Annotated in this window: 22 protein-coding genes; 10 read left to right on the top strand and 12 right to left on the bottom strand. The window is 73.3% G+C overall.

The window, feature by feature from the left end:
* Positions 1 to 27 precede the first annotated feature (27 nt).
* Positions 28 to 1,077 (bottom strand): BadF/BadG/BcrA/BcrD ATPase family protein, encoded by a 1,050-nt coding sequence (locus ABZ453_RS19440; RefSeq protein WP_359016169.1) that lies wholly within the window; start codon positions 1,075 to 1,077, stop codon positions 28 to 30.
* A gap of 20 nt (positions 1,078 to 1,097) precedes the next feature.
* Between ABZ453_RS19440 and ABZ453_RS19435 the strand changes: the two genes are divergently transcribed.
* A complete protein-coding gene (locus ABZ453_RS19435) occupies positions 1,098 to 2,405 on the top strand; it encodes a glycosyl hydrolase (RefSeq protein ID WP_359016168.1) in 1,308 nt (435 codons plus the stop codon).
* A gap of 80 nt (positions 2,406 to 2,485) precedes the next feature.
* Here ABZ453_RS19435 and ABZ453_RS19430 read toward each other — a convergent pair whose 3' ends face one another.
* A complete protein-coding gene (locus ABZ453_RS19430) occupies positions 2,486 to 3,979 on the bottom strand; it encodes a glycoside hydrolase family 3 N-terminal domain-containing protein (RefSeq protein ID WP_359016167.1) in 1,494 nt (497 codons plus the stop codon).
* A gap of 364 nt (positions 3,980 to 4,343) precedes the next feature.
* On the opposite strand from ABZ453_RS19430, the gene ABZ453_RS19425 reads away from it, so the two are divergent.
* On the top strand, positions 4,344 to 5,507 hold the full coding sequence (locus ABZ453_RS19425; protein ID WP_359016166.1) for a lysylphosphatidylglycerol synthase domain-containing protein: 1,164 nt from the start codon (positions 4,344 to 4,346) through the stop codon (positions 5,505 to 5,507).
* A 36-nt stretch (positions 5,508 to 5,543) separates the two neighbouring features.
* On the opposite strand, the gene ABZ453_RS19420 is transcribed toward ABZ453_RS19425, so the two are convergent.
* The 6 genes from ABZ453_RS19420 to ABZ453_RS19395 are packed head-to-tail and all read right to left on the bottom strand — an operon-like array spanning position 5,544 to position 13,740.
* On the bottom strand, positions 5,544 to 6,293 hold the full coding sequence (locus ABZ453_RS19420) for a DUF2071 domain-containing protein (RefSeq protein ID WP_359016165.1): 750 nt from the start codon (positions 6,291 to 6,293) through the stop codon (positions 5,544 to 5,546).
* Between the two features lie 34 nt (positions 6,294 to 6,327).
* Positions 6,328 to 7,575, bottom strand: a complete 1,248-nt coding sequence (locus ABZ453_RS19415; protein WP_359016164.1) for an ABC transporter substrate-binding protein — start codon at positions 7,573 to 7,575, stop codon at positions 6,328 to 6,330.
* Positions 7,572 to 8,633, bottom strand: coding sequence for a hypothetical protein (locus ABZ453_RS19410; RefSeq protein WP_359016163.1), 1,062 nt, complete (start codon positions 8,631 to 8,633; stop codon positions 7,572 to 7,574). Before ABZ453_RS19410 ends, ABZ453_RS19415 begins: the two co-directional genes overlap by 4 nt.
* Positions 8,630 to 10,030, bottom strand: coding sequence for a hypothetical protein (locus tag ABZ453_RS19405; RefSeq protein ID WP_359016162.1), 1,401 nt, complete (start codon positions 10,028 to 10,030; stop codon positions 8,630 to 8,632). The genes ABZ453_RS19410 and ABZ453_RS19405 overlap by 4 nt, the downstream gene beginning before the upstream one ends.
* A gap of 55 nt (positions 10,031 to 10,085) precedes the next feature.
* Positions 10,086 to 12,374: a tetratricopeptide repeat protein gene (locus ABZ453_RS19400; protein ID WP_359016161.1), complete on the bottom strand. Its 2,289-nt coding sequence runs from the start codon at positions 12,372 to 12,374 to the stop codon at positions 10,086 to 10,088.
* Between the two features lie 43 nt (positions 12,375 to 12,417).
* Complete coding sequence (locus ABZ453_RS19395) at positions 12,418 to 13,740, bottom strand: serine protease (RefSeq protein WP_359016160.1); 1,323 nt, start codon at positions 13,738 to 13,740, stop codon at positions 12,418 to 12,420.
* A 90-nt stretch (positions 13,741 to 13,830) separates the two neighbouring features.
* Between ABZ453_RS19395 and ABZ453_RS19390 the strand changes: the two genes are divergently transcribed.
* The gene (locus ABZ453_RS19390) at positions 13,831 to 14,124 is read left to right on the top strand and encodes a trypco2 family protein (protein ID WP_208785691.1); all 294 of its coding nucleotides are present in this window, start codon (positions 13,831 to 13,833) and stop codon (positions 14,122 to 14,124) included.
* Between the two features lie 20 nt (positions 14,125 to 14,144).
* Here ABZ453_RS19390 and msrB read toward each other — a convergent pair whose 3' ends face one another.
* From msrB to ABZ453_RS19370, 4 genes are all read right to left on the bottom strand, one after another.
* Entirely contained in the window at positions 14,145 to 14,552 is a 408-nt protein-coding gene (gene msrB, locus ABZ453_RS19385) for a peptide-methionine (R)-S-oxide reductase MsrB (RefSeq protein WP_359016159.1), read from the bottom strand.
* 13 nt (positions 14,553 to 14,565) lie between these two features.
* Positions 14,566 to 15,957 carry a UDP-N-acetylmuramate--L-alanine ligase gene (gene murC / locus ABZ453_RS19380; RefSeq protein ID WP_359016158.1) on the bottom strand — a complete coding sequence of 464 codons (1,392 nt, stop codon included), beginning with the start codon at positions 15,955 to 15,957 and terminating at the stop codon, positions 14,566 to 14,568.
* A gap of 362 nt (positions 15,958 to 16,319) precedes the next feature.
* Positions 16,320 to 16,793, bottom strand: a complete 474-nt coding sequence (locus ABZ453_RS19375) for an indole-3-glycerol phosphate synthase (RefSeq protein ID WP_207929648.1) — start codon at positions 16,791 to 16,793, stop codon at positions 16,320 to 16,322.
* 133 nt (positions 16,794 to 16,926) lie between these two features.
* Positions 16,927 to 17,733 carry a pyrimidine reductase family protein gene (locus ABZ453_RS19370; protein WP_359016157.1) on the bottom strand — a complete coding sequence of 269 codons (807 nt, stop codon included), beginning with the start codon at positions 17,731 to 17,733 and terminating at the stop codon, positions 16,927 to 16,929.
* Positions 17,734 to 17,770: 37 nt separating this feature from the next.
* Here ABZ453_RS19370 and zapE point away from each other — a divergent pair, with 37 nt between their 5' ends.
* From zapE to ABZ453_RS19335, 7 genes are all read left to right on the top strand, one after another.
* Entirely contained in the window at positions 17,771 to 18,877 is a 1,107-nt protein-coding gene (zapE, locus tag ABZ453_RS19365) for a cell division protein ZapE (protein WP_359016156.1), read from the top strand.
* 154 nt (positions 18,878 to 19,031) lie between these two features.
* Positions 19,032 to 19,424 (top strand): hypothetical protein, encoded by a 393-nt coding sequence (locus tag ABZ453_RS19360; protein WP_359016155.1) that lies wholly within the window; start codon positions 19,032 to 19,034, stop codon positions 19,422 to 19,424.
* An 89-nt stretch (positions 19,425 to 19,513) separates the two neighbouring features.
* On the top strand, positions 19,514 to 20,092 hold the full coding sequence (locus ABZ453_RS19355) for a carbonic anhydrase (protein ID WP_133041546.1): 579 nt from the start codon (positions 19,514 to 19,516) through the stop codon (positions 20,090 to 20,092).
* Between the two features lie 8 nt (positions 20,093 to 20,100).
* Positions 20,101 to 21,570 (top strand): SulP family inorganic anion transporter, encoded by a 1,470-nt coding sequence (locus ABZ453_RS19350; protein ID WP_359016154.1) that lies wholly within the window; start codon positions 20,101 to 20,103, stop codon positions 21,568 to 21,570.
* A gap of 100 nt (positions 21,571 to 21,670) precedes the next feature.
* The gene (locus ABZ453_RS19345) at positions 21,671 to 22,459 is read left to right on the top strand and encodes a slipin family protein (RefSeq protein WP_359016153.1); all 789 of its coding nucleotides are present in this window, start codon (positions 21,671 to 21,673) and stop codon (positions 22,457 to 22,459) included.
* A 45-nt stretch (positions 22,460 to 22,504) separates the two neighbouring features.
* Positions 22,505 to 23,059, top strand: a complete 555-nt coding sequence (locus ABZ453_RS19340) for a YbhB/YbcL family Raf kinase inhibitor-like protein (RefSeq protein WP_359016152.1) — start codon at positions 22,505 to 22,507, stop codon at positions 23,057 to 23,059.
* Between the two features lie 17 nt (positions 23,060 to 23,076).
* Positions 23,077 to 23,934, top strand: a complete 858-nt coding sequence (locus ABZ453_RS19335; RefSeq protein WP_359016151.1) for a PPK2 family polyphosphate kinase — start codon at positions 23,077 to 23,079, stop codon at positions 23,932 to 23,934.
* The last annotated feature ends 9 nt before the right edge of the window (positions 23,935 to 23,943 follow it).

Raw genomic sequence — 23,943 nt, 5'->3', positions numbered from 1 at the left:
GTCCTTTCGTGGGCGGAGTCGGAGGATTCAGATGAGGAGGCGGGCCAGGGCGACCGCCCCGCGGCAGCCGTCGGGGACCCAGTCGAGGGTGAGGCCGAGGGCGTGGAGGCGGGCGGTGAGGGGGACGGTCAGGGGGCCCTCGGGTCCGAGCAGACCACCGGTGGCGACGACCCGCTCCCCCGGCCCTGGATCCAACGCCCTTACGGTGACCACCAGTTGATTGACGGCCCCCTCGAGAATCGCCTCGGCCACGGCGTCCGTGCCCCGCGCCGCCTCGACGACCAGCGGGGCGAGCCGGGCGAGCCGGATGGGGGGCTCGGCCATGACGGCGGGCAGAACATGCCTCCGGAAGGCCTCGCGGTGAGGGCGGGGCCACGCGGGACCGGACCTCACCCCCAGCGGCGCCTCTCCCGGCAGCACCTCCCCCGGCACTCCCAGCGCCAGGCCCACCGACCGCGCCAGTGCCGTCGCCCCGCCCCTCCCGTCCGCCATCCGCAACGCGGCCCGTACCGCCTCCCGGCCGATCCAGAAGCCGCTGCCCTCGTCGCCGAGGAGCCAGCCGTCGCCGTCGACCGTGGTGGTGACGTGGCGGTCGGTGATGCGCATGGCGACCGCGCCGGTGCCGGCGACCAGGGCGAGCCCGTCGGCCGGGGCGCCGGGCGCCGAGGCGAACGCGGCCTCGATGTCACTGATGACGGTGAGCGCGCCGGCGCCGATGCCGACCTCGCGGAGCGCGGCGGTGAGGGCGGTCACGGCGTTGACCCGCCCGGGGTCGGCCTCGTCGGCCCCGGTCGCCCCCGCGAACCCGCCCGCCACGGCGACGACCCGACCCCGCGCGGCTTCCGGCACCGCCCGGGCGACGGCCTCGGCGAGATGCGCGGTCAGCCGCGCCGACGGCACGGTGAGGGCGTTTCCCGGCCCGCCGGCCCCCTCCCCGAGCAGCCGCCCGTCGTACGCGGCGGCCAGCACGGCCCGCGTCCGCGTACCGCCCGCGTCCAGCCCGACGACCAGCGCCGCCTCCGGCACGACGGGCCCCGGAGCCGACCCCGGCTCCGCCTCACCGAAAGCTTGGTTCAAATCGCTATTCATTACCGACCATGGTGGTTGATACATTCAGCGAGGACAAGCCCCGTCCCACGGACGAGTCCCGCCCCGGGGACCGGCCCCGACCCGAGGAGGATCCCATCCCCGCACTCCGCTTCGGCGTCAACTACACGCCCCGCCGCGGCTGGTTCCACTCCTGGTACGACTTCGACCCGGACCACGCCCGCGAGGACCTGGCCCAGATAGCCGGCCTCGGCCTGGACCACGTCCGTGTCTTCCACCTGTGGCCGCTGCTCCAGCCCAACCGCGCGCTCATCCGCACGGCCGCCGTCGACCAACTGGTCCACCTCGTGGACCTCGCGGCCGAGGCCGGTCTGGACGTCATGGTCGACGGCGTGCAGGGCCACCTGTCGAGCTTCGACTTCTACCCGGAGTGGACCCGCAGCTGGCACCACCGCAACGTCTTCACCGACCCGGAGGCGGTCGAGGCGCAGGCCGAGCTCCTGCGCAGCCTCGGCCGCGCCCTCGCCGACCGGCCCAACCTCCTCGGCCTCCAGCTCGGCAACGAGCTGAACAACCTGGTCGAGCACAACCCGGTGACGGCCGAGGAGGTCGACCGCTACCTCGACACGCTGCTGACGGCGGCCCGGGAGGACCTGCGTCCGGGCCTGCTCGCGACCCACTCCGCCTACGACGCCGCCTGGTACGGCGACGACCACCCCTTCACACCGCAGGCCTCGGCCCGCAAGGGCGACCTGACGACCGTCCACCCCTGGGTCTTCTCCGCGAACTGCGCCGGACGTTACGGCTCCGGCTCCTTCGAGGTGCTGCATCTCGCCGAGTACGGAACGGAGTTGGCCAAGGCCTACGCCGAGAATCCGTCCCGTCCGGTGTGGGTCCAGGAGACGGGCGCCCCCGAGCCGCACATCCCGGCCGCCGACGCCCCGCGCTTCGCCCGCGCCACCGTGCTCAACGCGGCCGACTGCCAGGGGCTTTGGGGCGTGACGTGGTGGTGCTCCCACGACGTGGACCGCTCACTGGCCGACTATCCGGAGCTGGAGTACACCCTCGGCCTGTTCGACTCCACGGGCCGCCCCAAGCCGATCGCCACCGCCCTCGCCGACACGATCGCCGAACTGCGCGCAAAGCCCCCCTCCCCGCAACCACGCACCACCGCCCTGGTGTTGGACTGCACGCCCTCGACCCGCTCCGTCTCGGGCCCGGGCGGCGCGTACTTCGAGGCGTGGATGCGGCTGCGCAAGGAGGGAGAGCGCCCGGCGGTACTGCTGGCGGAACGGGCAGGGGACAAGGGGTATGTGGCAGCACGGGGGATAGCCCAGACCGTACAACCGCGGGGCTGAGACGCGACCCTTCAGGGGCGCGGGGAACTGCGCGACCAGCCACAACGGCGCCGCGGACAACCAACGACCCAACCCGGTACTCACAGCGGAGCGGCCAGCACCTCCGCGACCGCCCGCAGATTGACCCGGCCCCGTCCGTAGGAGAGGAAGTCCCCGCCCTCCGGCAGCCCGGTGTCCACGCGTACCGCGTCCGGGCGCCGGGCCAGCAGGAGGTCGCGGAGCCGGGCCTGCCAGGGGTGCAGTCCGGCGTCGCAGGTGGCCACGACCAGCGGAGCGCCCCGCGACACGCGCAGGATGCCGTCGGCGAGGGCGGCGGAGTCGCTGGGCTCGCCGCTGACGGCCGTACCGGAGGCGGTGGGATCGAGGGCGCGCACCTCGGTGAGCAGGTCCTCGCCGCCCCAGTTGAGGGCGGGGTGCGGGGGCGGGAAGAGGTCGACCACATGGGCGCCGCGCGCGGGCGCCGGCACGGGCCGGGCGTGCACCGCGCGGCGGGCCGCCTCCAGCCCCGCCCCGGAGTCCCAGCCGGTGACCGGTCCGGCGCCGGGGGCCGCGTACCGCTCGGCGAGCCGCCGCACCCGCCCGGCCGCCTCCCAGACGCGCTCCTCGGGCAGCCGCCGGGAGTGCAGGGCCTCCAGGACCTCGTCCCGGCAGGCGAGCGTGACCTCCAGGTCCGGTACGGCGACGATGACCTGGTCGGCGCCCGCGGCGAGGGCGATACGGGCCCCGGCGGCCTCGCCGTAGCGCCCCGCGATCGCCTTCATCTCCAGGGCGTCACTGACCAGGACACCGTCGAAACCGAGGTCCAGGCGGAGGACGTCACCCAGGATGCGGCGGCTGAGGGTGGCGGGACGGTTGGCGTCCAGCGCGGGATAGACGACGTGCGCGCTCATCAGCATCGGCACACCGGCGGCGACGGCCGCGCGGAACGGTTCGAGATCGGCGCGCAGTTCCTCCCCCGTCCTCGGGTCGACGGCCATGTCGTGGTGGCTGTCGGTCTCGGTGCCGCCGTGGCCGGGGAAGTGCTTGGCGCAGGAGGCGATGCCACGGGCCTCGGTCGCGCCGATCCAGGCCCGCAGATGGCGGGCGGCCAGCTCGGGGTCGGCCCCGAAGGACCGGGTGCGCACGATCGGGTTCAGCGGCTGGTGCTGGAGGTCGGCGACCGGGGCGTACGAGGCGGTGATGCCGAGGGTGGCGAGGTGCCCGGCGAGGGCGTCGGCGCAGCGGGCGGTGAGGTTGGGGTCGTCGACGACGCCGAGGGCGTAGCTGCCGGGGACCTCGGGGGCGCCGGCGGCGACCAGGTGGCCGATGCCGCCGCCCTCGTTGTCGATGGCCACCAGCAGGTCGGGACGGATCGCGCGCAGCGCGTCGGTCAGCTCGCGGACCTGCCCGGCGTCGCGCACGTTGCGGGTGAACAGGATGACACCGCCGAGACCCCGGTCGACCAGGCGTTTGAGGGTGCCGGGGAAGGTGGTGGTGCCCTCGAATCCGGCGACGAGACAGCGGTGGACGGCCTCGTCCAGGTCGGAGGAGACGGGAGACGGGGGCTGGGTCTCGCGGACGTGCGGGGAGGTCACCTCTAGGATTCTTCTGACTCGCTCAGCCGGAAGTCAACCCTTAATTGGATGATTGATTCATCTACGCCGTATGTGGTCGCGGGCATCACCGCAGGTCGGCGCGGAGGACAACGTTCGCAACGGGTTTCGGCACCACGGGCCGGTGGCAGAGATAGAGCCTGGGAGGTCGACGGACGCCCCCATGGCCAAAACGGGCCACGTCTGCCCCGTCGTCCACCCGCCCCCGCCCCTTCCGCTCCCGGACACCACGGCGTCACACCGGACGGGAACGGTTCCGGCGTCCCCTCCTGCCTCGCCCCGCACCCGTCACGCCCGCGCTCCGCACCCGGCCGCCCGGACGTGCCGTGAAAGGACGACGTGCGCCGTGTCCCTGCTCCCGCTCGACGCCACCACCGAGACGGCACCGGCCCTGTGCCCCGCCGTACCGTCCCCCGCGGCCACGCCCGCGACGCTCACCCCGGCCACCCCGGCCGGTTCCCCTCCGGTCTGCGCGGCCCCCACCATGCGCCGCCCCGCCCTCGCCGCGGCCGTGTCGGCCTTCCTCCGGCCGCCCTCCGCGGACGAGTCCACGGACGCCCCCGCTCCCTGCCGCTCTCTCGCCACGCTCACCCGGCGGGCCCTCGTCCTCCTGCCCCTGCTGCTGATCGGCGTCTGGGCGGTCATCGACTGGCGGACGCTGCGGGACGGGACCGCGCGGCTCGGGTCCGCCGATCCGGGATGGCTGCTGGTGGCGTTCTTCTTCACCTGCCTGTGCTGGCTCTCCTCGGCCTGCGTACGGCAGGGCGCCCTGCCCGAGCGGCTGCCGACCGGGCTGCTGATCGCCTCGCAGTTCGCGGCCGGCGCCGCCAACCACGTGCTGCCGGCCAGTCTCGGCGCGCACGCCGTCACCCTGCGCTTCCTGCTGCGCCGCGGCATCCCGTTCGCCCGTGCCACCGCCTCCCTCGCCCTGTACTCCCTGGTCAGGCCGATCGCGAAGACCGCGGTGCTGCTCGTCTTCCTGCTCGCCTTCCCCGATCTGCTGGGCCTCGACGGGCTCGCCCCCGACGGGCGGACACTGCTGCTGATCGTCGCCGGCGCCACCGCCGGCCTGGCCGTCACCGGCGTCCTCGTGACGACCGTACGACCGCTGCGCCGTCCGCTCATGAACGGTGTCCGCACCGCCCTGACCGACGTACGGCTGCTGCGCAGCCGCCCGTCCCGGGTGCTCGCCCTGTGGGGCGGGGCGGCCGCCGCGCCGCTGCTCCAGGCGAGCGTGATCCACGCGGTCGGCGCCTCGCTGGGCCTGACGCTGTCCTGGGCCCAGGTCGCCTTCGCCTTCCTCGCTGCCAGCAGCGCGGTCGGCGCGGTGCCCGCGCCGGGCGGCATCGGCCCGGTGGACGCGGCGATGGTGTTCACGCTGTCGGCGCTCGGCGCCCCCATGGACCTGGCCGCGGCGACCCTGATCGGCTATCGCGTGCTGACGGTGTGGCTGCCGCTGCTGCCGGGCGCGCTGGTGCTGTCGGCCCTGGTGCAGCGAAAGGTGCTGTGAGCGGGGCGGGTTCCCGTCACCCGGACACCGGCCCGGTCACGGCGTCGGGATGCCCGCCGGGCGGGCGGGCCGGCCGAAGCGGGCCGGGACGCCCGGCGAGTACAGCACGCTCACCGGCTCGCCCACCGGCGTCGGCAGCCCCGCCGCGGCCACCAGGTCCTCCGCGCACTCCAGCAGCTCGGCCCGGTGCAGGGACCAGCGCGGGTGGGCGTTGGGCAGGTACATCGACCGGCCGAAGAACGTGCCGTGCATGCCCCAGCGCGCGGTGAGGAAGTGCTCCAACTCCGTGGGCTCCTTGATCCGTTCCCCCACCCGCACGGTGATGCGGCTGTGCGCGCCCCGTGGGCCGGGCCAGCGCCGGGAGCTGGCGTAGGACACGGTGTCGCCGTCGGAGCGGACGCTCATCCGGGACCACACGTACGGCATCCGGAACCCGATCCGCGCCACGGCCACCGGCAGCAGCCGGGAGGCGTCCAGGGACCGGAAGACCACGCCCCGCCGCCCGTGCCCGTCCACCGAGTACAGCCGGACGTTGGTCTCGGGGAAGGTCCCCAGATAGGGAACGCCGGGGAGCCGGAACCAGCCGACCCGGTGCATCCGGAACGCGACCAGCCCGACGTACGTCACGCCGTCCAGGGTGTCCGGGACGGTCCCGGCGGGCAGCAGCGGGGCCACGTCGGCGGGGTCCGCGGCCCAGTGCAGAAAGGCGAGATCGAGCCAGGACTGGGTGAGCAGCGGACGCGCGATGGCGCCCGGCGCGTCGACGCTGATGGGCTCCGGTGGCACGCGGGTCACCGTACCGCGGCCGGCCGCGCCGCGGTCAGGGCGTGCTGCACACCGTCTCCGGTCCCGCCGGGCTGGGGGACTGCGCGTCCTGCACCCGCTGCAGGTCCCTCAGCAGACCTCGTATGTCGAGGTCCGCGCCCGTCGCGGCCCGGGAGAGGGTCATCAGGGCGGCCTCGTAGAAGGCGTCCCGCACGGCCGGGGCCATCACGTCGGAGGCGTCCAGGCACCGGGTGCCCCCGCCGGTGAGCTGTTCGGAGATCTCGTGGCCGACCCTGTCGGATTTCGACGGCACCCAGCGGTTCGCCGAGAAGACGTCCTTGGTTCCTGCCCAGGCGCGCTGGCCCTCCCGGGAGGCGAGCTTCTCGATCAGCTTCTTCGCCTGGGGGCGGTCGCGGAAGAGGGCGGCGAAGTCGCCGGTCACCTCGTGGGCCCGGACAGGATAGGGGCCGCCGGGCAACAGCGGGGCGGAGTCGGTCAGTTCGGCGGGCCTGCGGCTGTAGAAGGAGCGGGCGAAGGAGCCCTGGTGCTCCAGGGCACACCCGTTCCAGCCGGCGAACAGCAGCCCGTCGCCGCCCTGCTTGCCACGGTGGTCGGTGAGCAGGGCGTGCCGGGCCGCCGAGGGGCTCTGCCGCAGCAGTCGGCCCCACGCCTCCCAGGCGCCGCGCACCCGCGGGTCGGTCCACTTGACAGTGCGGTCACCCAGCGCCCAGCGCGCGTACACGCCCGGCCCGGCCCGCTGCAGCACCAGGTCCTCGATCCAGTCGCTGCCGGGCCAGCCGGAGGCGCCGTCGTCGCCCATGCCGATGCACCAGCTCTTCAACGGGGCCGGGGAGGGTGCGGGTCGGTGGCCCGAGCGGTACCAGACCACGCTCTTCAGGTCGGCCTTCACCGGCACCCAGTACACCTTTCCCTCGCGCTTGCCCGCCGATCCCCAGGGGGCGCCGTAGTCCGCCTGGTCGTAGAGGTCGCCCAGGGGTTTCAGGCGATTCTGGTCGGCGTACTCGCCGAGTTCGCCGACGCCGGGCATGATCACGATGTCCGGGGACTCCCCCGACTGCACCTTGGAGAGCAGGACTTCGCGCTGGGCCGCGGTGCCCTGATAGGTGAACGGGATGCCGAAGCCGCGCAGCACCTTCTCGAAGTGCTTCTCCTGGGTGCCGGTCCAGGTCCCGAGGATGGTCACCGGCGCCTCGTCGCGCTGCGTCCAGGCCGCCACCAGTCCGCCCGCGGCGACCAGCAGCAGCGCCACCAGGAACACCAGCAGCCGGAACGGCCGGGTCATCGTTGCCTCCAGTAGTCCCGGTCGAGCCGGTAGCCCAGCCCCGTCGCGGGCAGCACGAAGACCAGCAGCCCGATGATGAGGGTGGCCCGGTACACCCCGTCGGTCCAGGTGGTGCCGGTCAGCTCCCGCCGTACCTCCTCGGACCTGTTCGTGACGGCCGTCTGCACGTCGGTCAGGTGGTCACCGCACTTCTTCCAGGCGGCCGGCGCCAGAGCGGGCTCGCACCGGGCGGTGTGACGCGAGATCTCGGTGATGCCGCTCAGACCGCCGCCGACCCGGTCGAGGTCGTGCTGCGCCGATGACGCCGTCAGCAGCGGGAAGACGGCGAGCAGCACGGTGAGGGCCAGCGCGGGCAGCAGGCACACGTCGAAGTCCCGGCCGCAGCGGTCGCGGAGTACGAACAGGGCGGACAGCAGGGTCACTCCCAGGACCGCCAGGGAGAGTTCGGCGAGCCACCAGCCCCCGCGCTGCACCCATCCCATGCCGACGGTTGCCGCGGCACGCCCCATCTGGTTGCCCTGCAGCTTGTCCAGCCTCGGGGCGATCCCGGTCTGCGGACGGCTGAGCAGCGAGGCCGCCTCCACGAGCTTCTGCTGCCGCATGAGCGGCTGGTGCCCGTACTGGAAGGCGCCGGGAGAGATGGAGGTGCTGTAGGAGGCGAGCAGGCCGTTGACGGTGCCGAGGTCCTGGTCGGTGCGGTCCGCGATCCGGGACAGTCCCTGGTCGGCCGCGGCGAGCTGGACGCGGTAGGTCTCTCCGGGGCCCACGATGTCGGCCAGTCCCCTTTTCACCAGGTCGTTGGCGCCCCAGTCGGCGCGCATCAGCGCGAGCCGGGTGGCGGCCAGGCCCTGCACGGACGGCGCCTGCCGGGCGGCGAGGGCCTGGGTGGCCTGCTGGGTCTGGCGGTAGGAGACCAGCAGGGCGCTGACCGCGACGGCCGCGCAGAGGGTGAGGATGAGCGCGTGCGCCTCCAGCAGCCGCCGGGTCCGGTAGGGGCGAAGGCGCCGGCGCCAGAACGCGGCGGGGGTGTACGTGTGCCAGGTGCGTCCCGTCGTCACAGCAGCTCCTCCCCGCACCTGATGCAGTAGCGGGCCTCGCCGCCGGCCGGGGTGCCGCAGCCGGCGCAGCGCGGGCCGGGCGGCGGTCCGGCCGCCTCGGCCGGGGGTTCGACCGGCCCGGAACCGACGCGCAGGATCATCGGGGCCAGCGTGTCGGCGTCGACGGCCGTGCGCAGTCGTACCTCTCCCCCGGCCGCGTCCTCGACCACCGCGACGGCGCGGATCTCCTCCAGCACCCAGTCCGTGCCGAGGCCGGCCGCGAGGCGCGCGGCCCGCCCCAACTGGCGTTCCGCCTCCTCCCGGCGGTCCTCCCTCAGGGCGAGGAGGCCCTTGCGCAGGGCGGTGCGCATGGCGGTGCCGGCGTTCAGGGAGAGCACGCTGTCGCCGCCCTGGCCGTGCGGTGCCGCCGGGTCGGGCCGGTGCCAGCGTGCGGTGACGGGCGCATGGACGTCGCCGACGGAGACCATGGCGAACTGCAGCTCGGTCTCCTGGGGGTCGTGGTCGGCGTCGGCGACGAGGGTGAGCAGATAGTCGCGCGAGCCGGGCTCCCACTGGTAGGTGGGAAAGAGCCAGATGTACGGCCGGCCGGGCTCGCGCAGTCCGCCGAGCCGGTGCGGCCGGGGTGCCTTCTCGTTGAGGGAGACCTGGCGTACGGCGGGCCGCACGGTCACCGCGATGGGCAGCTGCGGGGTGTGCACCCGGCGCAGCCGCCGGACAGCAGCGGTGATCGCCGAGCCGAGGCCCTCCTCGACGAACTCGGCCGTGCCGTGCAGCCGTTCGGCGAGGGTCAGCAGCGGTTCGGGCGGCCAGTCGGTGCCCACGGCGAACACGTCGCAGGTGAACTGCCCGGCGCAGGCCTCCAGTTCCTGCCGCAGCCGGCTCTCACCGGGGGCGCTGCTGCCGTCGGTGATGAGCAGCAGATGGCGTACGGACAGCGGGCGGGCGGCGAGCAGCGCGCGGGCCCGCGCCACCCAGGCGGCGTATCCGGCGGGCCGCGGGCCGTCCCGGTGCAGCGGCAGCGCGCTCGCGGCGAAGGCGGCCCGCCGTCGGTGGTCGTGGTCGGCGACGGCCCACTCGCCCCCGCGCAGGGGATAGCAGGGGGCGGGCTCGGGGCCGCCGCCGAGGACCGCGAAGGAGATGTCGTCGGGCAGCGCGCGCAGCGCGGCGGGCAGGGCGTGCCGTACCGCGGTCCGGTGGGTCTCGGCGACGTCCACGGCGATGATCACGGCGAGTTCGACGGCCGGGAGTTCGGCGGCGGCGCCGGTGGCGGCCACGTCGACCCGCAGATGGGCCTCGATCTTGGCGCTGCGGTGCGGACGCACCTCGCCGTCCAGGTCGACGTGCAGCCGGACGTCCAGGTGCGGCGGCCGGATGGGGCTGCTCGTCTCGTACGTCACCGGTCCCTCGCCTTCGTGTCCTCAGCGCCGGGTGTGCGCCGCCGTGTCCATGGGGTCAGATCACCGTCTGTGGTCGTACGGCGTGGGAGAGGTCCACCAGGTGTTCATGGGCGGCGGCCGACTCCCGGTGGTGCGCGGCCAGTTGCCGGTAGTGCCGCTCCAGCCGGGCGCGGACCTCGCGTTCCTCGGGGGACGGTCGCCTCAGGCGGCGGGCGCCGCGGCCCGGGTGGCGGGGTCCGTCGCCGCGGCTGTGCAGCGCGTCCAGCTTCCATTCGTGCAGTTCGGTGCCGAGCCGCAGCACCTCGTCCTCGGAGAGGCCGGGCTCGCCCGCGCCCGGGGTGCGCCGCCCGAGGCCGCGCAGTTCCTCGAGCGCCGCGTCGACCTCGGCGGGCGTGGGCAGCGGGTCGTCGACGTCGGGCAGCCGGGCCGCGCGGATGCGCAGGGCGGCGATCCGGGCGACGGTGTGGTCCAGCGAGCCCGCCCGGACCCGGCCGAGGACGTCGAGGGCGGCACCGCGGTCGCCGTCGCGCAGCGCGAGCCGGGCCAGGCCCAGGGCGGCGCCGCCGTGCGAGGGGTTGCGGGCGAACACGGCCTCGTACAGCTCCTTGGCGGTGGGCCCGGCGGTGTCGTCGCCGAGCCACTCACCGCAGTAGGCGAGGGCGAGCTTGGGCGCGTACTCCCCGGGCAGGTCGAGCCGGACCCGGGTGAAGTGGGCCTTGGCCTCGGCCACTTGGCGGGGGTCGCCGTCGACGTCGGCGCGGCGCAGCGCGACCAGGGCGCGGTGCCACTGGAGCCGCCACTGGCGTACGGCACGCGGGCCGGGGATGGAGTCGGCGGTGTCGAGTTCCTCCTGGGCGCTCTCCAGGTCCTCGGGGGTGTCGCGGCCCAGCAGGACGCGCACGTTGTGCAGGCAGATCTCCACCGAGGTGGGCTTCTCGCCGTCCTGGCCGAGGAGATGGCCGGGGTCGTAGCCGCTGCTGACCTCGAACCGGGCGGTCTGCGGGTCGTCCGGGTAGCGGCGGGGCACCGGCAGACAGCGGGCGATCTCCGTGGGGGTGGGCGCGCCGAGGGCGAGGGCGGGCGCGCGGGGCGGTTCGTAGCGGTCGCGGCGCGGGCGCCGCAGCCAGTGCCCGATGTCCGGCACCGTGCCGAGCCGGGCGCCGAGCAGCCGTGCGGAGGGACGGAAGTGGCGGGAGGGCTCGGGCGGGTCGCTCTTGCCGCGCAGGGCGCGGATCTCCCGCAGGGCGCCGCGGAGTTGGCCCGCCATGTCCTGGGCGTCGGCGAAGCGCAGGTCCGGGTCGGTTCTGGTGGCGCGCTCCAGGACCCACCAGAAGGAGGCGGCGCCGAGGCCGGGCACCCGGTCCACGGCCCAGCGGGCGAGATCGCGCAGGGTGGCGCCGACGGTGTGCAGGTCGTGGGCGACGGTAGGCAGGCCCGAGGCCTCGGTCTCGGGTGCCATGTAGCCGGGTGTGACATGGGCGGGCGGTTCGGTCTGGCCCTGTTCGCGCATGCCGCCGAGGTCGATGACCTTGACGCCGTCGCGGTGGTGCACGACGTTGGAGGGCTTCATGTCGCCGTACAGGAAGACCCGTTCGCCGCCGGTGTGCAGATGGCCGAGGGCCTCCAGGATCTGGCAGCCGTAGGCGGCGACGTGCTCGATGTCGAGGACGAACTGTCCGCGCCGGGTCTCCTCGACGACCTTCTCCAGGGTGCCGTCGCCGACGTCGTCCATGACGACGTAGCCGCCGGTGACCCGGTCGCCGTCCTCGCGCCGGGCGACGAAGTCACGGATCTGCACGATCCGGGGGTGGCGGATGGCGACGAGGTTGCGGCGTTCGACGTCGGCGAGCCGGGCGCCGTCCCGTTCGTAGCGGTTGAGCAGTCCCTTGACGGCGACGACGTCGCCGAGGTGGGTGTCCTCGGCGAGGTAGACCCAGCCCTGGCCGCCGTGGGCGATGGGCCCGAGGATCCGGTACTGCTCGCGCAGCTTCTCGTCCTGGGCGAGTTCGGGCCGGTAGGAGTAGCGCTCGCCGCAGTTCGGGCAGTGGCCCTCCAGGGGCACCGGGCCCTCGGTGTAGGGCGGGGCGAAGGTGATGCCGCAGGAGGAGCAGCCCATGCGGATGCGCAGCGGTGCCTCGGGGTGGATCAGGCGCTCCTCGGCGGGACGCGGCTCGCGTCGCGGGAGGGCGAGGAGTTCGCGGGGCCCGAGGTCGGCGGGGTCCTTCGGCAGCGGGGGCAGCCCGGGGGCGTTCCCGTGGCGGCCGCACTCGGCGCAGTAGCCGGTGGGCAGGACGGAGCCGCCGCAGGGGGCTCCGGTGAAGCGCCGGTGCGGGCAGGTCGTCATCCTCGTGGCGCCCCCCTTCCCTCCCCGCGCCGGACGGGACCCCTCATGCCCGGCCTCCGTGGTGGCGCAGGTCCTCGCGGAGGACGGCGATCAGCTCGCGCAGCCGGGCGAGCTGCCGGGACGGGTCGGTCAGCGTGTCGATCCGCAGGCGTTCCGTCCGGCGCCGGTCGGCGGTCTCGGTGGCGGTGGCGAGCGACTCCCGGTCGACGACACCGAACTGGACCGAGCGGCCGAACTCCACGCGCCGCAGCCGGGCGAGCAGCGCGTCGGCGTGGTCGAGCAGCGCGGGCCGCAGGAGGCTGTCGCGGGCGGCGGTCCAGCCGGTGCCGCCCTCGTGCCGGAAGACGAGCAGCAGCCGGAAGCCGCACTCCCGCAGCCGGGCGAGCAGTTCGATCAGGGGCCCCGGCTCGACTTCGTCGTCGAGTCCGTCGACGAGGACCGTGGCGGGCCGGGTGAGCAGGGGCGGCGGTGTGGGGCGGCGTCTGGTGCCCAGCAGCCAGTCCCAGTACGCGAGGTACGCGCCGGCCGGGAAGCCGATGTGCTCCAGGGCGTGGTCGGCGAGGTCGGGCCGGCTGGAGACACCGCCGTGGTGGACGAGGTGGGCGCGGTGCAGCAGGTGCCGTAAGGAGCGGTCCTTGCCGCTGTCCGGCGGCACCACGGTGATCTTCACGGGGTCCTCGTCGGGATCCTCGAACCAGCGCGCCAACCGCTCCTCGAAGCCGTGGTCCCAGGCGTGCGGACTGCTCAGCTCCTTGACGAGCGGGGAGAGTTCGGCGATCCGCTCGACGGGGATCAGGTACGAGAAGGCGAGCCGGTTGTTCTCGGGCAGCAGTTCGTCCATGTCGCCGCGCCAGCTGACGACGAGGCCCACCACGCGCGTGGGGTGCCCTTCGTACGGCCGGGTGCACACGGCGGCGCCGCTGAAGCCGCGGCGCACCACCTCCGCCCTGGTGACGGCGTCGAGTTGCACCCGCTCACCGTGGACCCCGCTGATCCGGCCCCACAGGGTCATGCCGTCGTCGAAGCCCTCCGCGTAGCCGGTCGCGAAGACCTCCGTGCCGCCGCCCGGCACGCCGTCCAGCGGTGCGGGCCGCGCCTGCGGGCGCGGGCTGTCCAGGCGCAGCACGGCGACGTCCTCGCCGCCCTCGCCCTCCGGCAGCCAGCCGCCCGGCATCACCCGCGCGCCCACACCCTCGAGCTCGCGGTTCTCGGCGAACTCCACCCACACGACCGCGTCCGGGTCGCCCACCACGTGGGCGCAGGTCAGCGCCGTGTACTGATCGACGAGCACCCCGGCACCGCGGACGGGACCGCGAGCGTCCCCGCGGCGCAGCCTGAGCCTCCAGTCCGCACGTAGCTCCCCCATACCGGTTCACCCTACGCGCGGGGCTGGTGCGTCCCTAGACTTGTGACGAGGTGGGATCGGCCAATCAACGGAAGTCGGCGGTGAGTTGGCATGGGGGAGACGGAACCGGTCGGTCTCGCGGAGGCCATCGGCACGGTCCGTGCGGAGCTGGCCCGGGCGCAGGCCGAGGGCGCCGCCAGCGACTGGCGGTTCAGTGTGGAGCAGGTGAGCCTCGAGTTCGCGGTGCAGTTCCACCGGGTCGGCGAGGGTGGCGCGGGACTGCGCCTCGGCGTGGTGGAGGCACGGCTCGGCGGCTCGGTGAGCCATGACTCCACGCACCGCATCCAGGTCGACCTCAAGCCCCTGCCCCGCGCCGACGGCCGACACCACGAGGTGGGCCGCTAGGCCGTCGGCGGGGTCCCGGCTCAGGTCTCGTCGGGCGTGAGCCGCAGCGAGATGCTGTTGATGCAGTACCGCTGGTCGGTCGGGGTCGGATACCCCTCACCCTCGAACACGTGCCCGAGGTGCGACCCGCAGCGGGCGCACCGGACCTCGGTGCGCACCATCCCGTGCGAGCGGTCCTCGATCAGCTCCACCGCGTCGGTGTCCCTCGGGTCGTAGAAGGACGGCCAGCCGCAGTGGGACTCGAACTTGGTGGTGGAGGTGAACAGTTCGGCGCCGCAGGCGCGGCAGGAGTAGACGCCCTTGGTCTTGGTGTCGGTGTACTCACCGGTGAAGGCCGGCTCCGTGGCGGCCTGCCGAAGGACCGCGTACTCGGCCGGCGTCAGCTCCGCACGCCACTGCTCGTCCGGCTTGTCGACGTCGTACGACATGAAGCTCAGCCCCTTAGTTCGCGAGACGGTCCAGGATGCGCGGGCCGAGGTCGGTGACGTCGCCAGCGCCCATGGTGAGAACGAGATCACCGGCCCTCGCCATTCCCGCGACCGCGTCCGGCACCTCTGCCTTGTCGTGCACCGCCGTCACGTCGGCGCCCGCGGCCCGCGCGGCCTCGACGATCAGCTCGCTCGTCACACCGGGGATCGGGTCCTCGCGGGCCGGGTAGATGTCGAGGACCACGGAGGCGTCCGCGAGCGCGAGCGACTGTCCCATCTCCTTGCCGAGCTCCTGCGTCCGGGAGAACAGGTGCGGCTGGAAGACGACCAGGATCCGGGCCTCGCCCGCCGCGGCGCGCATCGCCTCCAGGTCGGCCGTCATCTCCGTCGGGTGATGGGCGTAGGAGTCGATCACCTGCACGCCGGCCGCCTCGCCCTTGAGCTGCAGCCGCCGCTTGACCCCGGTGTACGCGGCCAGGGCGGGCGCCAGCTCCGCGGCGGGGACACCCAGCGCGACACCGGCGGCGAGGGCGGCGACGGCGTTGTGGGCGTAGTGCCTTCCGGGCACGGAGACGGCGAAGGTGAGCGGCGCGCCGTCCAGTTCGACGGTGACCTCGCTCTTCAGGCCCTGGGCCACGACGGAGAGGACGCGCACGTCGGCGTCCTCGGCCTCGCCGTACGTCACCGTCCGGACCGAACCGGCCAGCCGGCGGGTCAGCTCACGGGCGCCCTCGTGGTCGGCGGAGATCACCAGGGTGCCGCCGGGCACGATCTTTCCGGCGAAGGTCTCGAAGGACTCGTAGATCTCGTCCATGGACGCGTAGTTGGCGTGGTGGTCGAGCTCCACGTTCAGCACGATCGCCACCTCGGGGGCGTACGTGTGGAAGCTGCGGTCCGATTCGTCCGCCTCCGCGACGAAGATCTCCCCCTCGCCGTGCAGGGCGTTGGAGCCGGGCGCGTCCAGGTCGCCGCCGATCGCGTACGAAGGGCCGAGGCCCAGCGCGGACAGGGAGACGGCCAGCATGGAGGTGGTGGTCGTCTTGCCGTGGGTACCGGCCACGGCGATCGGCCGCAGGCCGTCCATCAGGGCGGCGAGGGCGTCGGAGCGGTGGACGACCGGGACGCCCAGCTCCGCGGCGCGGGCCAGCTCGGGGTTGTCCTTCCGGATCGCCGAGGAGACGACGACACAGCTGGCGTCGTCGGCGAGGTGCTCCGCGGCATGTCCGATGTGCACCGTGACACCCAGGGCCCGCAGCGCCTCGGCGGTCGCGGATTCCTTCGCGTCACTGCCGGCCACCTTGGCTCCGCGCTGGGCGAGGATCTTCGCGATGCCCGACATCCCGGCACCGCCGATGCCGATGAAGTGCGGTCGGTCCATGGCGGGGGGAAGGGTGCCGGGTGCCATGCGTGTGTCTCCCAAGATGCGGTGCGAGGGTCGGGCGTCCTTCTACGGAACCCGCCCCAGACTATGCCGTCGGACACCCGGCACCACGCAAGGGGCGCACGGCCGATACCGCAAAGGGGCGGAGCCTGCACAGCGTCGGGCACCCGGCACCAGAAGGAACGCACGGCCGTCACGGCAAAAGCCCGGAGCTGCGTGCCGTCGGACACCCGGCGCCCCCGCGGGCCGGGCCGGGCGGCGCCGCAGGGGGCGAGGGGCTGCTGCGGCATGCGGCGGCTACGCCGCGCGGGCGCGGGCGGCCGGGGCGAATCAGCGTCCGGACGACGCACCGCGCCGCCGCGGGGACAACGGCCCGGCCCCGGCGGCTACGCCTTGCTGTGGGAGAACAGCTTCAACACCGGGACGCCCACCTTGTGGCGGGCCCGGGACGCCCAGTCCCGGTGGAAGAACTCCTCCACGTAGTGGGGGTCGGTCAGCACGATCACCTCGTCCGCGCCGATCTCCTCCACGAGGGACTTCAGCGCGTCCAGCGGATGGTCCTCGATCAGTCTGCCCTCCGCCGCGCTGCCGGCCGCCGTCAGCGCCTGCAGGGACACCGCCAGCGCCCGCTCGCCGAAGCTCTTCGCCTCCTCCCCCTCCGGGGTCAGCCCCTCGCGCGTGGCCTCGTCGAGTTCGCCGAGGGCGACGTCGTCGATGGCCCGCAGCAGTCGGTCGGCCTGGTCGCCGCGGGGCTGGAGCAGTACGTGGAAGGAGACCTCCTCCTCCCCGTGCAGGCCGGTGACGAACTCCACGTCTGCGGACGTCAGGGCCTTCTCGATCATCAGTACGCTTGTGAACACCGGGCGCCCCTTCTGCGGAAACCATCCTGCCCCGTGATCTCACGGGGACTGCGAGATTCAGTGTGCCCGCCGCAAGGCAAGCGGAACGGTAGATTCTGCCGATTTCGGGACCGGCGGTACCGCTGAACGATTGTCAGGTCCGCTGGTAGCGGCTGAACAGAAACCCCTCCTCCTCCAGCAGGGACGCCAGCGCGAACCGCCTCGGAACCGCGACCGACGGCCCCCCGGCGATCCGCTGGGCGTCCCCGGCGGTGAGCATCGGGGCGACGGTCAGACACAGCTCGTCCAGCACCCCCGCCGCCACCAACTGCCCCAGCAGCCGCGGGCCACCCTCGGTCAGCAGCCGTGTGTGACCGAGCTCACCGAGGGCTTGTACGGCACGGGCGGGCTCCACACCGACGCCGTCCCCGGCGACCACCACCCGGGCGCCCGCCTTCTCCGCGGCCAGCACCCGGTCCGGGGCCGCCGCGGCACCGGTGAGGATCAGCGTCGGCACCTCGGGCGAGGTGAACAGGGGCAGCGAGAAGTCCAGCTCGAGACCGGCGGTGACGACCGCGATCGCCGGCACCGGCGTCTGCCCGGCCGCCGCCCGCGCCGCCGCGAACTCCGCGCGCACCCGGGCGGGCCGGTACCCCTCCTGCCGTACCGTTTCGGCACCGACGACCACCACGTCCGCCAGCGCCCGCAGGGTGCCGAAGATCCGCATGTCGGTGGCGTTGGAGATGGGCTGCGACTTCCCGTCGTGCTGCGCGGCCCCGTCCAGCGTGGCGACCATGTTGGCGCGCAGCCAGGGCACCGGCCGGCCCCCGGCGGGGGGCTCCGGGTAGGCGTAGGCGGCGGCGAGCTCGGCGGGGCTCCACTCACCGCCGTCCGGCCCACCGGGCCCCTCGCCGGAGGCGGTCGGCACTGTCTGGTCGGTCACAGGGAACAGGCGTCGCATGCCGTGCAGTGTTCCACGACGCTTAGCATGGGTAACCGTGTCGTCCTCGCCTTCCGCTCCCGGCCTGCGTCCCTCGACCGACGCGGCCCCGCTGTCCCTGTGCGCCCGCGCGCCGCACGTCCCCGCGGAACGGCTGGTGGCCGAGATGGTGCCCCCGCCGCGCTTCGACTCGGTCCGCTTCAGCACCTACATACCGGACCCGAACCAGCCCAGCCAGACCGAGGCGGTAAGGGTCCTGGAGGGCTTCGCGGCCGGTCTCGGCGGGGCGCACCAGGCGGGCGGCGGCAAGCGCGGCTTCCTCGGCTTCGGGAGGGCCAGGGCACCGAAGACCCCGGCCGGTCCCCGCGGCGTCTATCTCGACGGCGGTTACGGCGTCGGCAAGACCCATCTGCTCGCCTCCCTGTGGCACGCCACCCCGGCGGAGCCCGCGCTGAAGGCGTTCGGCACCTTCGTGGAGCTGACCAACCTGGTCGGCGCCCTGGGCTTCCAGCAGACGGTGAGGACGCTCTCCGGCCACCGTCTGCTGTGCATCGACGAGTTCGAGCTGGACGACCCCGGCGACACCGTGCTGGTGTCGACCCTGCTCGGCCGGCTGGTCGAGGCGGGGGTCGCGCTCGCCGCCACCTCCAACACCCTGCCCGGCAAGCTGGGCGAGGGCCGCTTCGCGGCGGCGGACTTCCTGCGCGAGATCCAGGGCCTGTCCGCCCACTTCCGTCCGCTGCGCATCGACGGCGAGGACTACCGCCACCGGGGTCTGCCCGAGGCGCCGGCGCCGTTCTCGGACGAGCAGGTGACCAGCGCGGCGCACGCCACGCAGGGCGCCTCGCTCGACGGCTTCCCGTCCCTCCTCGACCACCTCGCCAAGGTGCACCCCAGCCGCTACGGCGCGCTCACCGACGGCGTTCGGGCGGTCTGCCTCACCGACGTCCAGCCGGTGCCGGACCAGGCGACGGCGCTGCGTCTGGTGGTGCTCGCGGACCGGCTCTACGACCGTGAAGTCCCGGTCGTGGCCTCGGGGTTGCCCTTCGACCGGCTGTTCAGCGAGGAGATGCTGAACGGCGGCTACCGCAAGAAGTACTTCCGAGCGATATCCCGGCTCACCGCGCTGGCCCGGGACGGCAAGTCGCTCGTCGCCGCCGACTAGATCACGCCAAGCCACCGGCGCCATTCAGGCCCTCTTCAACTCGAAACGTAAAGTTAACCCTGCAAACCGGATCACCGGGTTACCGTGACTCTTGACCAGTCGTTGACCATTCTTTGGTCGAGGCCAGAGACACGGAGAGCACGGAGGGGGGCGCATGTTCCGAGGTACGACGGCCAGGGCCGTCCTGGCCCTCCTCGCCACCGCCCTGCTCGCCCTCCAGCTCTTCGCTCCGAACGCATCCTTCGCAGCCGCGCACACGGCCCGTCACGCCGTGGCCAAGGACCTGCCCGGAACGAAACCCTCCGGCAAGGCGCTGCGTGACGAGTCCGCGACGCACGGCGACTGCGGTCTCTCCGGGGACCCGACCGGCCCCCTGCGCACCCGCGACCGTCATGTGAACACCGGGTGCACACCCGAGGACCCCGAGCGCCCCCTGCTGGGCGAGGACCCGGCGTCCGCCCGCGAACCGGCGGCGCCCCGCGCCCCGCATCCGTCGAGACCCTCGACATCCCGCTCCCCGGCGGCACTTCAGGTCTTCCGCTGCTGAGAGAGCCGAGCAGAACAGAGCAGTTCCCCCACCCTGTTCCTGCCCACACCGACGTGCCCCCACGGCGCGTCAGGAGGAGTCACCACATCATGCAGCCCCTCATCGACAACGCCCGTACGTTCGGACAGCGCCCTGAGGAGTTCGCCAAACTCGCCGAAGGCCAGTCCCCGCAGGTGCTGTTCATCACCTGCTCCGACTCCAGGGTCGTGCCGGCCCTGATCACCGGCGCCCGCCCGGGCGAGCTCTTCGAGCTGCGCACCGCGGGCAACATCGTGCCGCCGTACGCCTCCGAGCACCCCACCAGCGAGGCCTGCACCATCGAGTACGCCGTGGAGGTGCTCGGCGTCTCCGACATCGTGGTCTGCGGGCACTCGCACTGCGGCGCCGTCGGCGCCCTGGTGCGCGGCGACGACCTGGACGCCGTACCGGCCGTGCGCGACTGGCTCGCGCACGCCACCCCGCGCCCGACGGGGACGGTGGAGGACCCGACCGTGGCCGAGGGCGTGCAGAGCCACGTCCTGACGCAGCTGCTCAGGCTGCGCTCGTACCCGTACATCGACAAGAAGCTGAAGGACGGTCAACTGACCCTGCACGCCTGGTTCTACGAGGTCCACACCGGCGCCGTGCAGGCGCACGACCCGGCCGCCGACGTCTTCAAGGCCCTGTGAGCGCGGCGATGACGACCCTGACCTCGAAGTTCCCCCATCTGCGGCAGGACTTCCTCGCCTCCATAGTCGTCTTCCTGGTCGCGGTGCCGCTGTGCGTCGGCGTGGCCGTCGCCTCCGGCGTCCCGGCGGAACTGGGCCTGGTCACCGGCATCGTGGGCGGCCTCGTCACCGGGTTCCTGCCCGGCAGCAGCCTGCAGGTCTCGGGGCCGGCCGCCGGTCTGACCGTGCTGGTCTTCGAGGCCGTCAGCGAGTTCGGCGTGGGCACGCTCGGTGTGATCGTGCTGATGGCCGGTCTGCTGCAGCTCGCGATGGGCTTTTTCAAGATAGGCCGCTGGTTCCGGGCGATATCCGTCTCCGTCGTCGAGGGCATGCTCTGCGGCATCGGCCTGGTGATCATCGCCGGGCAGATCTACGCGGCGGCGGGCCTGAAGGCGCCGGAGACCGGCCTCGGCAAGATCGCGGGCCTGCCCGGGGCCTTCGCCGACGCGCTCGGCAGCACCGAGGCGCTGGCCTCGCTCGCGATCGGCGCGGGCACCATCGCCGTCATCGTGCTGTGGAAGAGGATACCGAAGGCGCTGCGGTCGGTGCCGGGCGCCCTCGCCGCGGTGGTCCTGGCCACGGTCGCCACCCAGGCCTTCGGCCTGCCGGTCGCCACCGTCACGGTGGAGGGCCTGTTCGGTGTCGTCCAGATGCCGGGGGGCGACGCCTTCGGTGAGCTGGCCACCCCGGCCATCTGGGGCACGATCGTGGCGTTCACGCTGATCGCCTCGGCGGAGAGCCTGTTCAGCGCGGCGGCCGTGGACCGGCTGCACGACGGTCCGCGCACCGAGTACGACAAGGAGATGGTCGCCCAGGGCGTGGGCAACACGGTGTGCGGTCTGCTCGGCGCGCTGCCGATGACCGCGGTGATCGTGCGCAGCTCCGCCAACGTCAGCGCGGGCGCGCGGACCAAGGCCTCGCGGGTGCTGCACGGCGCCTGGCTGCTGCTGTTCGCCGCCGCGCTGCCGTCCGCCCTGGCACTGGTCCCGATCCCCGCCCTGGCCGGCATCCTGGTGCACGCGGGCTGGAAGCTGATCCCGTTCCGGCAGATCTCGGCGCTGTGGCGCAGCCACCGGGGCGAGGCGCTGATCCTCGTGGTCACGGCCGTCTCGATCGTCGCGGTCAACATGTTCGAGGGCGTGCTCATCGGTCTGGGCCTGTCCGTGGTCAAGACCGCCTGGGAGGCCTCGCACCTCAGGACCGAGATCGTCGACAAGGGCGCCGGTCCCATCCAGGTCCATCTGACGGGCAACGCGACCTTCCTCAGGCTCCCGAAGATCCTCGACAGCCTGGAGGCGCTGCCCCAGGACCGCCCGGTGGAGCTGGACCTGTCCGGACTGCACCACCTGGACCACGCCTGCCGTACGGCACTGGAGAACTGGGCCGAGCGGCACAGCGCGGCCGGCTCCGAACCGGTGCGGGTGACGACGGCCGCATAAGCACCCCGGTGGCCGGTCCCGGATCCTCGTGGCCCGGGACCGGCCACCGGGCATATCGTTACAGAAGCAGACAGAAAGACCTCTCCCAGAGGAGGTCGTGATGGTCCCTGAGCTGGTGACAGCCGTGGTCGCGGCCGGAGCGGCCGCGACCGTCTATGCCGCCGCCGCGGCGCGTGTCGTGAAGCAGTACGAGCGCGGGGTGCTCTTCCGGCTCGGGCGGCTCGGCGGTGAGGTGCGCAGTCCCGGGTTCACGATGATCGTCCCGTTCGTGGACCGGCTGGCGAAGGTCAACATGCAGATCGTCACGCTGCCGATCCCGGCCCAGGAGGGCATCACGCGGGACAACGTGACGGTGCGGGTGGACGCCGTCGTCTACTTCAAGGTGGTCGACGCGTCGGCCGCGCTGGTCAACGTCGAGGACTACAAGTTCGCCGTCTCCCAGATGGCGCAGACCTCCCTGCGTTCGATCATCGGCAAGAGCGACCTCGACGACCTGCTCTCCAACCGCGAGAAGCTCAACCAGGGGCTGGAGCTGATGATCGACAGCCCGGCCATCGGGTGGGGCGTGCAGATCGACCGGGTGGAGATCAAGGACGTCTCGCTGCCGGAGTCGATGAAGCGTTCCATGGCCCGCCAGGCCGAGGCAGACCGTGAGCGCCGCGCCCGCATCATCAACGCCGACGCCGAACTGCAGGCCTCCAAGAAGCTGGCCGAGGCCGCCCAGCAGATGGAGGACACCCCGGCCGCGCTCCAGCTGCGGCTGCTGCAGACGATCGTCGCGGTCGCCGCCGAGAAGAACTCGACCCTGGTGCTCCCCTTCCCGGTGGAGCTGCTCCGCTTCCTGGAAAGGGCCCAGGAACACCCACAGGACCACCACCTGGAGAAGTGACCACGCCGCTGGCGGGCCGCGGATCGCGGGGCTAGCGTTCCGTGCATGCGGCGCACGGTGGTGATCGTCGGTGTGGCGGTGGCGGTGGGGCTCGTCCAGGGCTGCGGGGACGGCGCCGCGGGTTCCTCCGCGCCCTCGCCCGCCACGGGCCGGCACCTCACCGTCTCCAGCCCCGCCTTCGCCGAGGGCGGCACGATCCCGCGGCGCCACACCTGTGACGGCGAGGACGTCTCCCCGCCGCTCGCCTTCTCCGGCCTGCCCCCGGCCACCGTCACCCTGGCCCTCCTGGTCGAGGACCCCGACGCCCCGCACGGCACCTTCACCCACTGGCTGCTGTGGAACGCGCCCCCGGACCGGACCAGCTGGCCCGCCGGCCAGGTCCCGCGAGGAACGGTCCAGGGCCGCAACGGCTTCCAGCGGACCGGCTACGGCGGCCCCTGCCCGCCCAGGGGAGACGAGCCGCACCACTACGTCTTCACGGTCTACGCCGTCGACCGCACCCTCCATCTGCCCTCCGACGCCTCGCCCGACGACCTGGGGCGCGCACTCGCCGGCCACACACTGGCCTCGGGCACCCTGACCGGCCGTTACGGCCGCTGACTGGAAGGGGCACTCCCGTGGCCAAGGACGGAAGGAACCAGGATCTGCGCACGCTGCTGCGCGTGCCCGGCGGTGAACATCTCGACCTGGCCGAGTACGACACCCGGCACGGGCCGGCGGGCCCGAAGGACAAGGCCGCGGGGCGCGCGGAGACCGCCCGCACCGGAAAGCGGCTGGCCAAGCTCCAGGAGCGGCTCTGGGCGGCCGGCACCGCGGGCGACCGGCGCCGGGTGCCGCTGGTGCTGCAGGGCATGGACACCAGCGGCAAGGGCGGCACGATCAAGCACGTCGTCGGGATGTTCAACCCGGCCGGCTGCCATGTCGTGGGCTTCAAGGCACCCACCGCCGAGGAACGCGAGCACGACTTCCTCTGGCGCATCGAGAGGGAACTCCCCCGCCCCGGCGAGATCGGCGCCTTCGACCGCTCACACTACGAGGACGTCCTGGTCCCCCGCGTCCGCGCCCTCACCCCGCGCGACGAGATCGAGCGCCGCTACGACGAGATCAACCGCTTCGAACAGCGCCTGGCCGACGACCGGGTCACCCTCGTCAAGTGCTTCCTGCACATCTCCTTCGAGGAGCAGCGCCGCCGTCTCCTCAGGCGCCTGGACCGCCCCGACAAGCGCTGGAAGTTCAGCCCCAGCGACATCGACGACCGCGCCCTGTGGCCCGCCTATCAGGAGGCGTACGAGATCGCCCTGCACCGCTGCTCCGCCCCGCACGCCCCCTGGTACGTGATCCCGGCCGACCGCAGGTGGTACCGCGACTGGACCGTGGCACGGCTGCTCCTGGAGCATCTCCAGGCGCTGGATCCGCAGTACCCGAAACCGGGGTTCGACCCGGCCGAGTGCCGCAAACGGCTCCTGGAACACTGATCCCTGCCG

This window comes from Streptomyces sp. NPDC005799, assembly GCF_040630525.1.
Taxonomy (GTDB): Bacteria; Actinomycetota; Actinomycetes; order Streptomycetales; family Streptomycetaceae; genus Streptomyces; species Streptomyces griseorubiginosus_B.
This window is presented reverse-complemented; position numbering and strand designations above follow the sequence as displayed.

Coding starts and splice junctions, on each gene's coding strand:
- ABZ453_RS19345 (WP_359016153.1), top strand. CDS start 21,671: ATGGTCCCTGAGCTGGTGACAGCCGTGGTCGCGGCCGGAGCGGCCGCG.
- ABZ453_RS19415 (WP_359016164.1), bottom strand. CDS start 7,575: ATGACCCGGCCGTTCCGGCTGCTGGTGTTCCTGGTGGCGCTGCTGCTG.
- ABZ453_RS19400 (WP_359016161.1), bottom strand. CDS start 12,374: ATGACGACCTGCCCGCACCGGCGCTTCACCGGAGCCCCCTGCGGCGGC.
- ABZ453_RS19435 (WP_359016168.1), top strand. CDS start 1,098: ATGGTGGTTGATACATTCAGCGAGGACAAGCCCCGTCCCACGGACGAG.
- ABZ453_RS19360 (WP_359016155.1), top strand. CDS start 19,032: ATGTTCCGAGGTACGACGGCCAGGGCCGTCCTGGCCCTCCTCGCCACC.
- ABZ453_RS19370 (WP_359016157.1), bottom strand. CDS start 17,733: ATGCGACGCCTGTTCCCTGTGACCGACCAGACAGTGCCGACCGCCTCC.
- ABZ453_RS19395 (WP_359016160.1), bottom strand. CDS start 13,740: ATGGGGGAGCTACGTGCGGACTGGAGGCTCAGGCTGCGCCGCGGGGAC.
- ABZ453_RS19390 (WP_208785691.1), top strand. CDS start 13,831: ATGGGGGAGACGGAACCGGTCGGTCTCGCGGAGGCCATCGGCACGGTC.
- ABZ453_RS19355 (WP_133041546.1), top strand. CDS start 19,514: ATGCAGCCCCTCATCGACAACGCCCGTACGTTCGGACAGCGCCCTGAG.
- ABZ453_RS19340 (WP_359016152.1), top strand. CDS start 22,505: ATGCGGCGCACGGTGGTGATCGTCGGTGTGGCGGTGGCGGTGGGGCTC.
- ABZ453_RS19350 (WP_359016154.1), top strand. CDS start 20,101: ATGACGACCCTGACCTCGAAGTTCCCCCATCTGCGGCAGGACTTCCTC.
- murC (WP_359016158.1), bottom strand. CDS start 15,957: ATGGCACCCGGCACCCTTCCCCCCGCCATGGACCGACCGCACTTCATC.
- msrB (WP_359016159.1), bottom strand. CDS start 14,552: ATGTCGTACGACGTCGACAAGCCGGACGAGCAGTGGCGTGCGGAGCTG.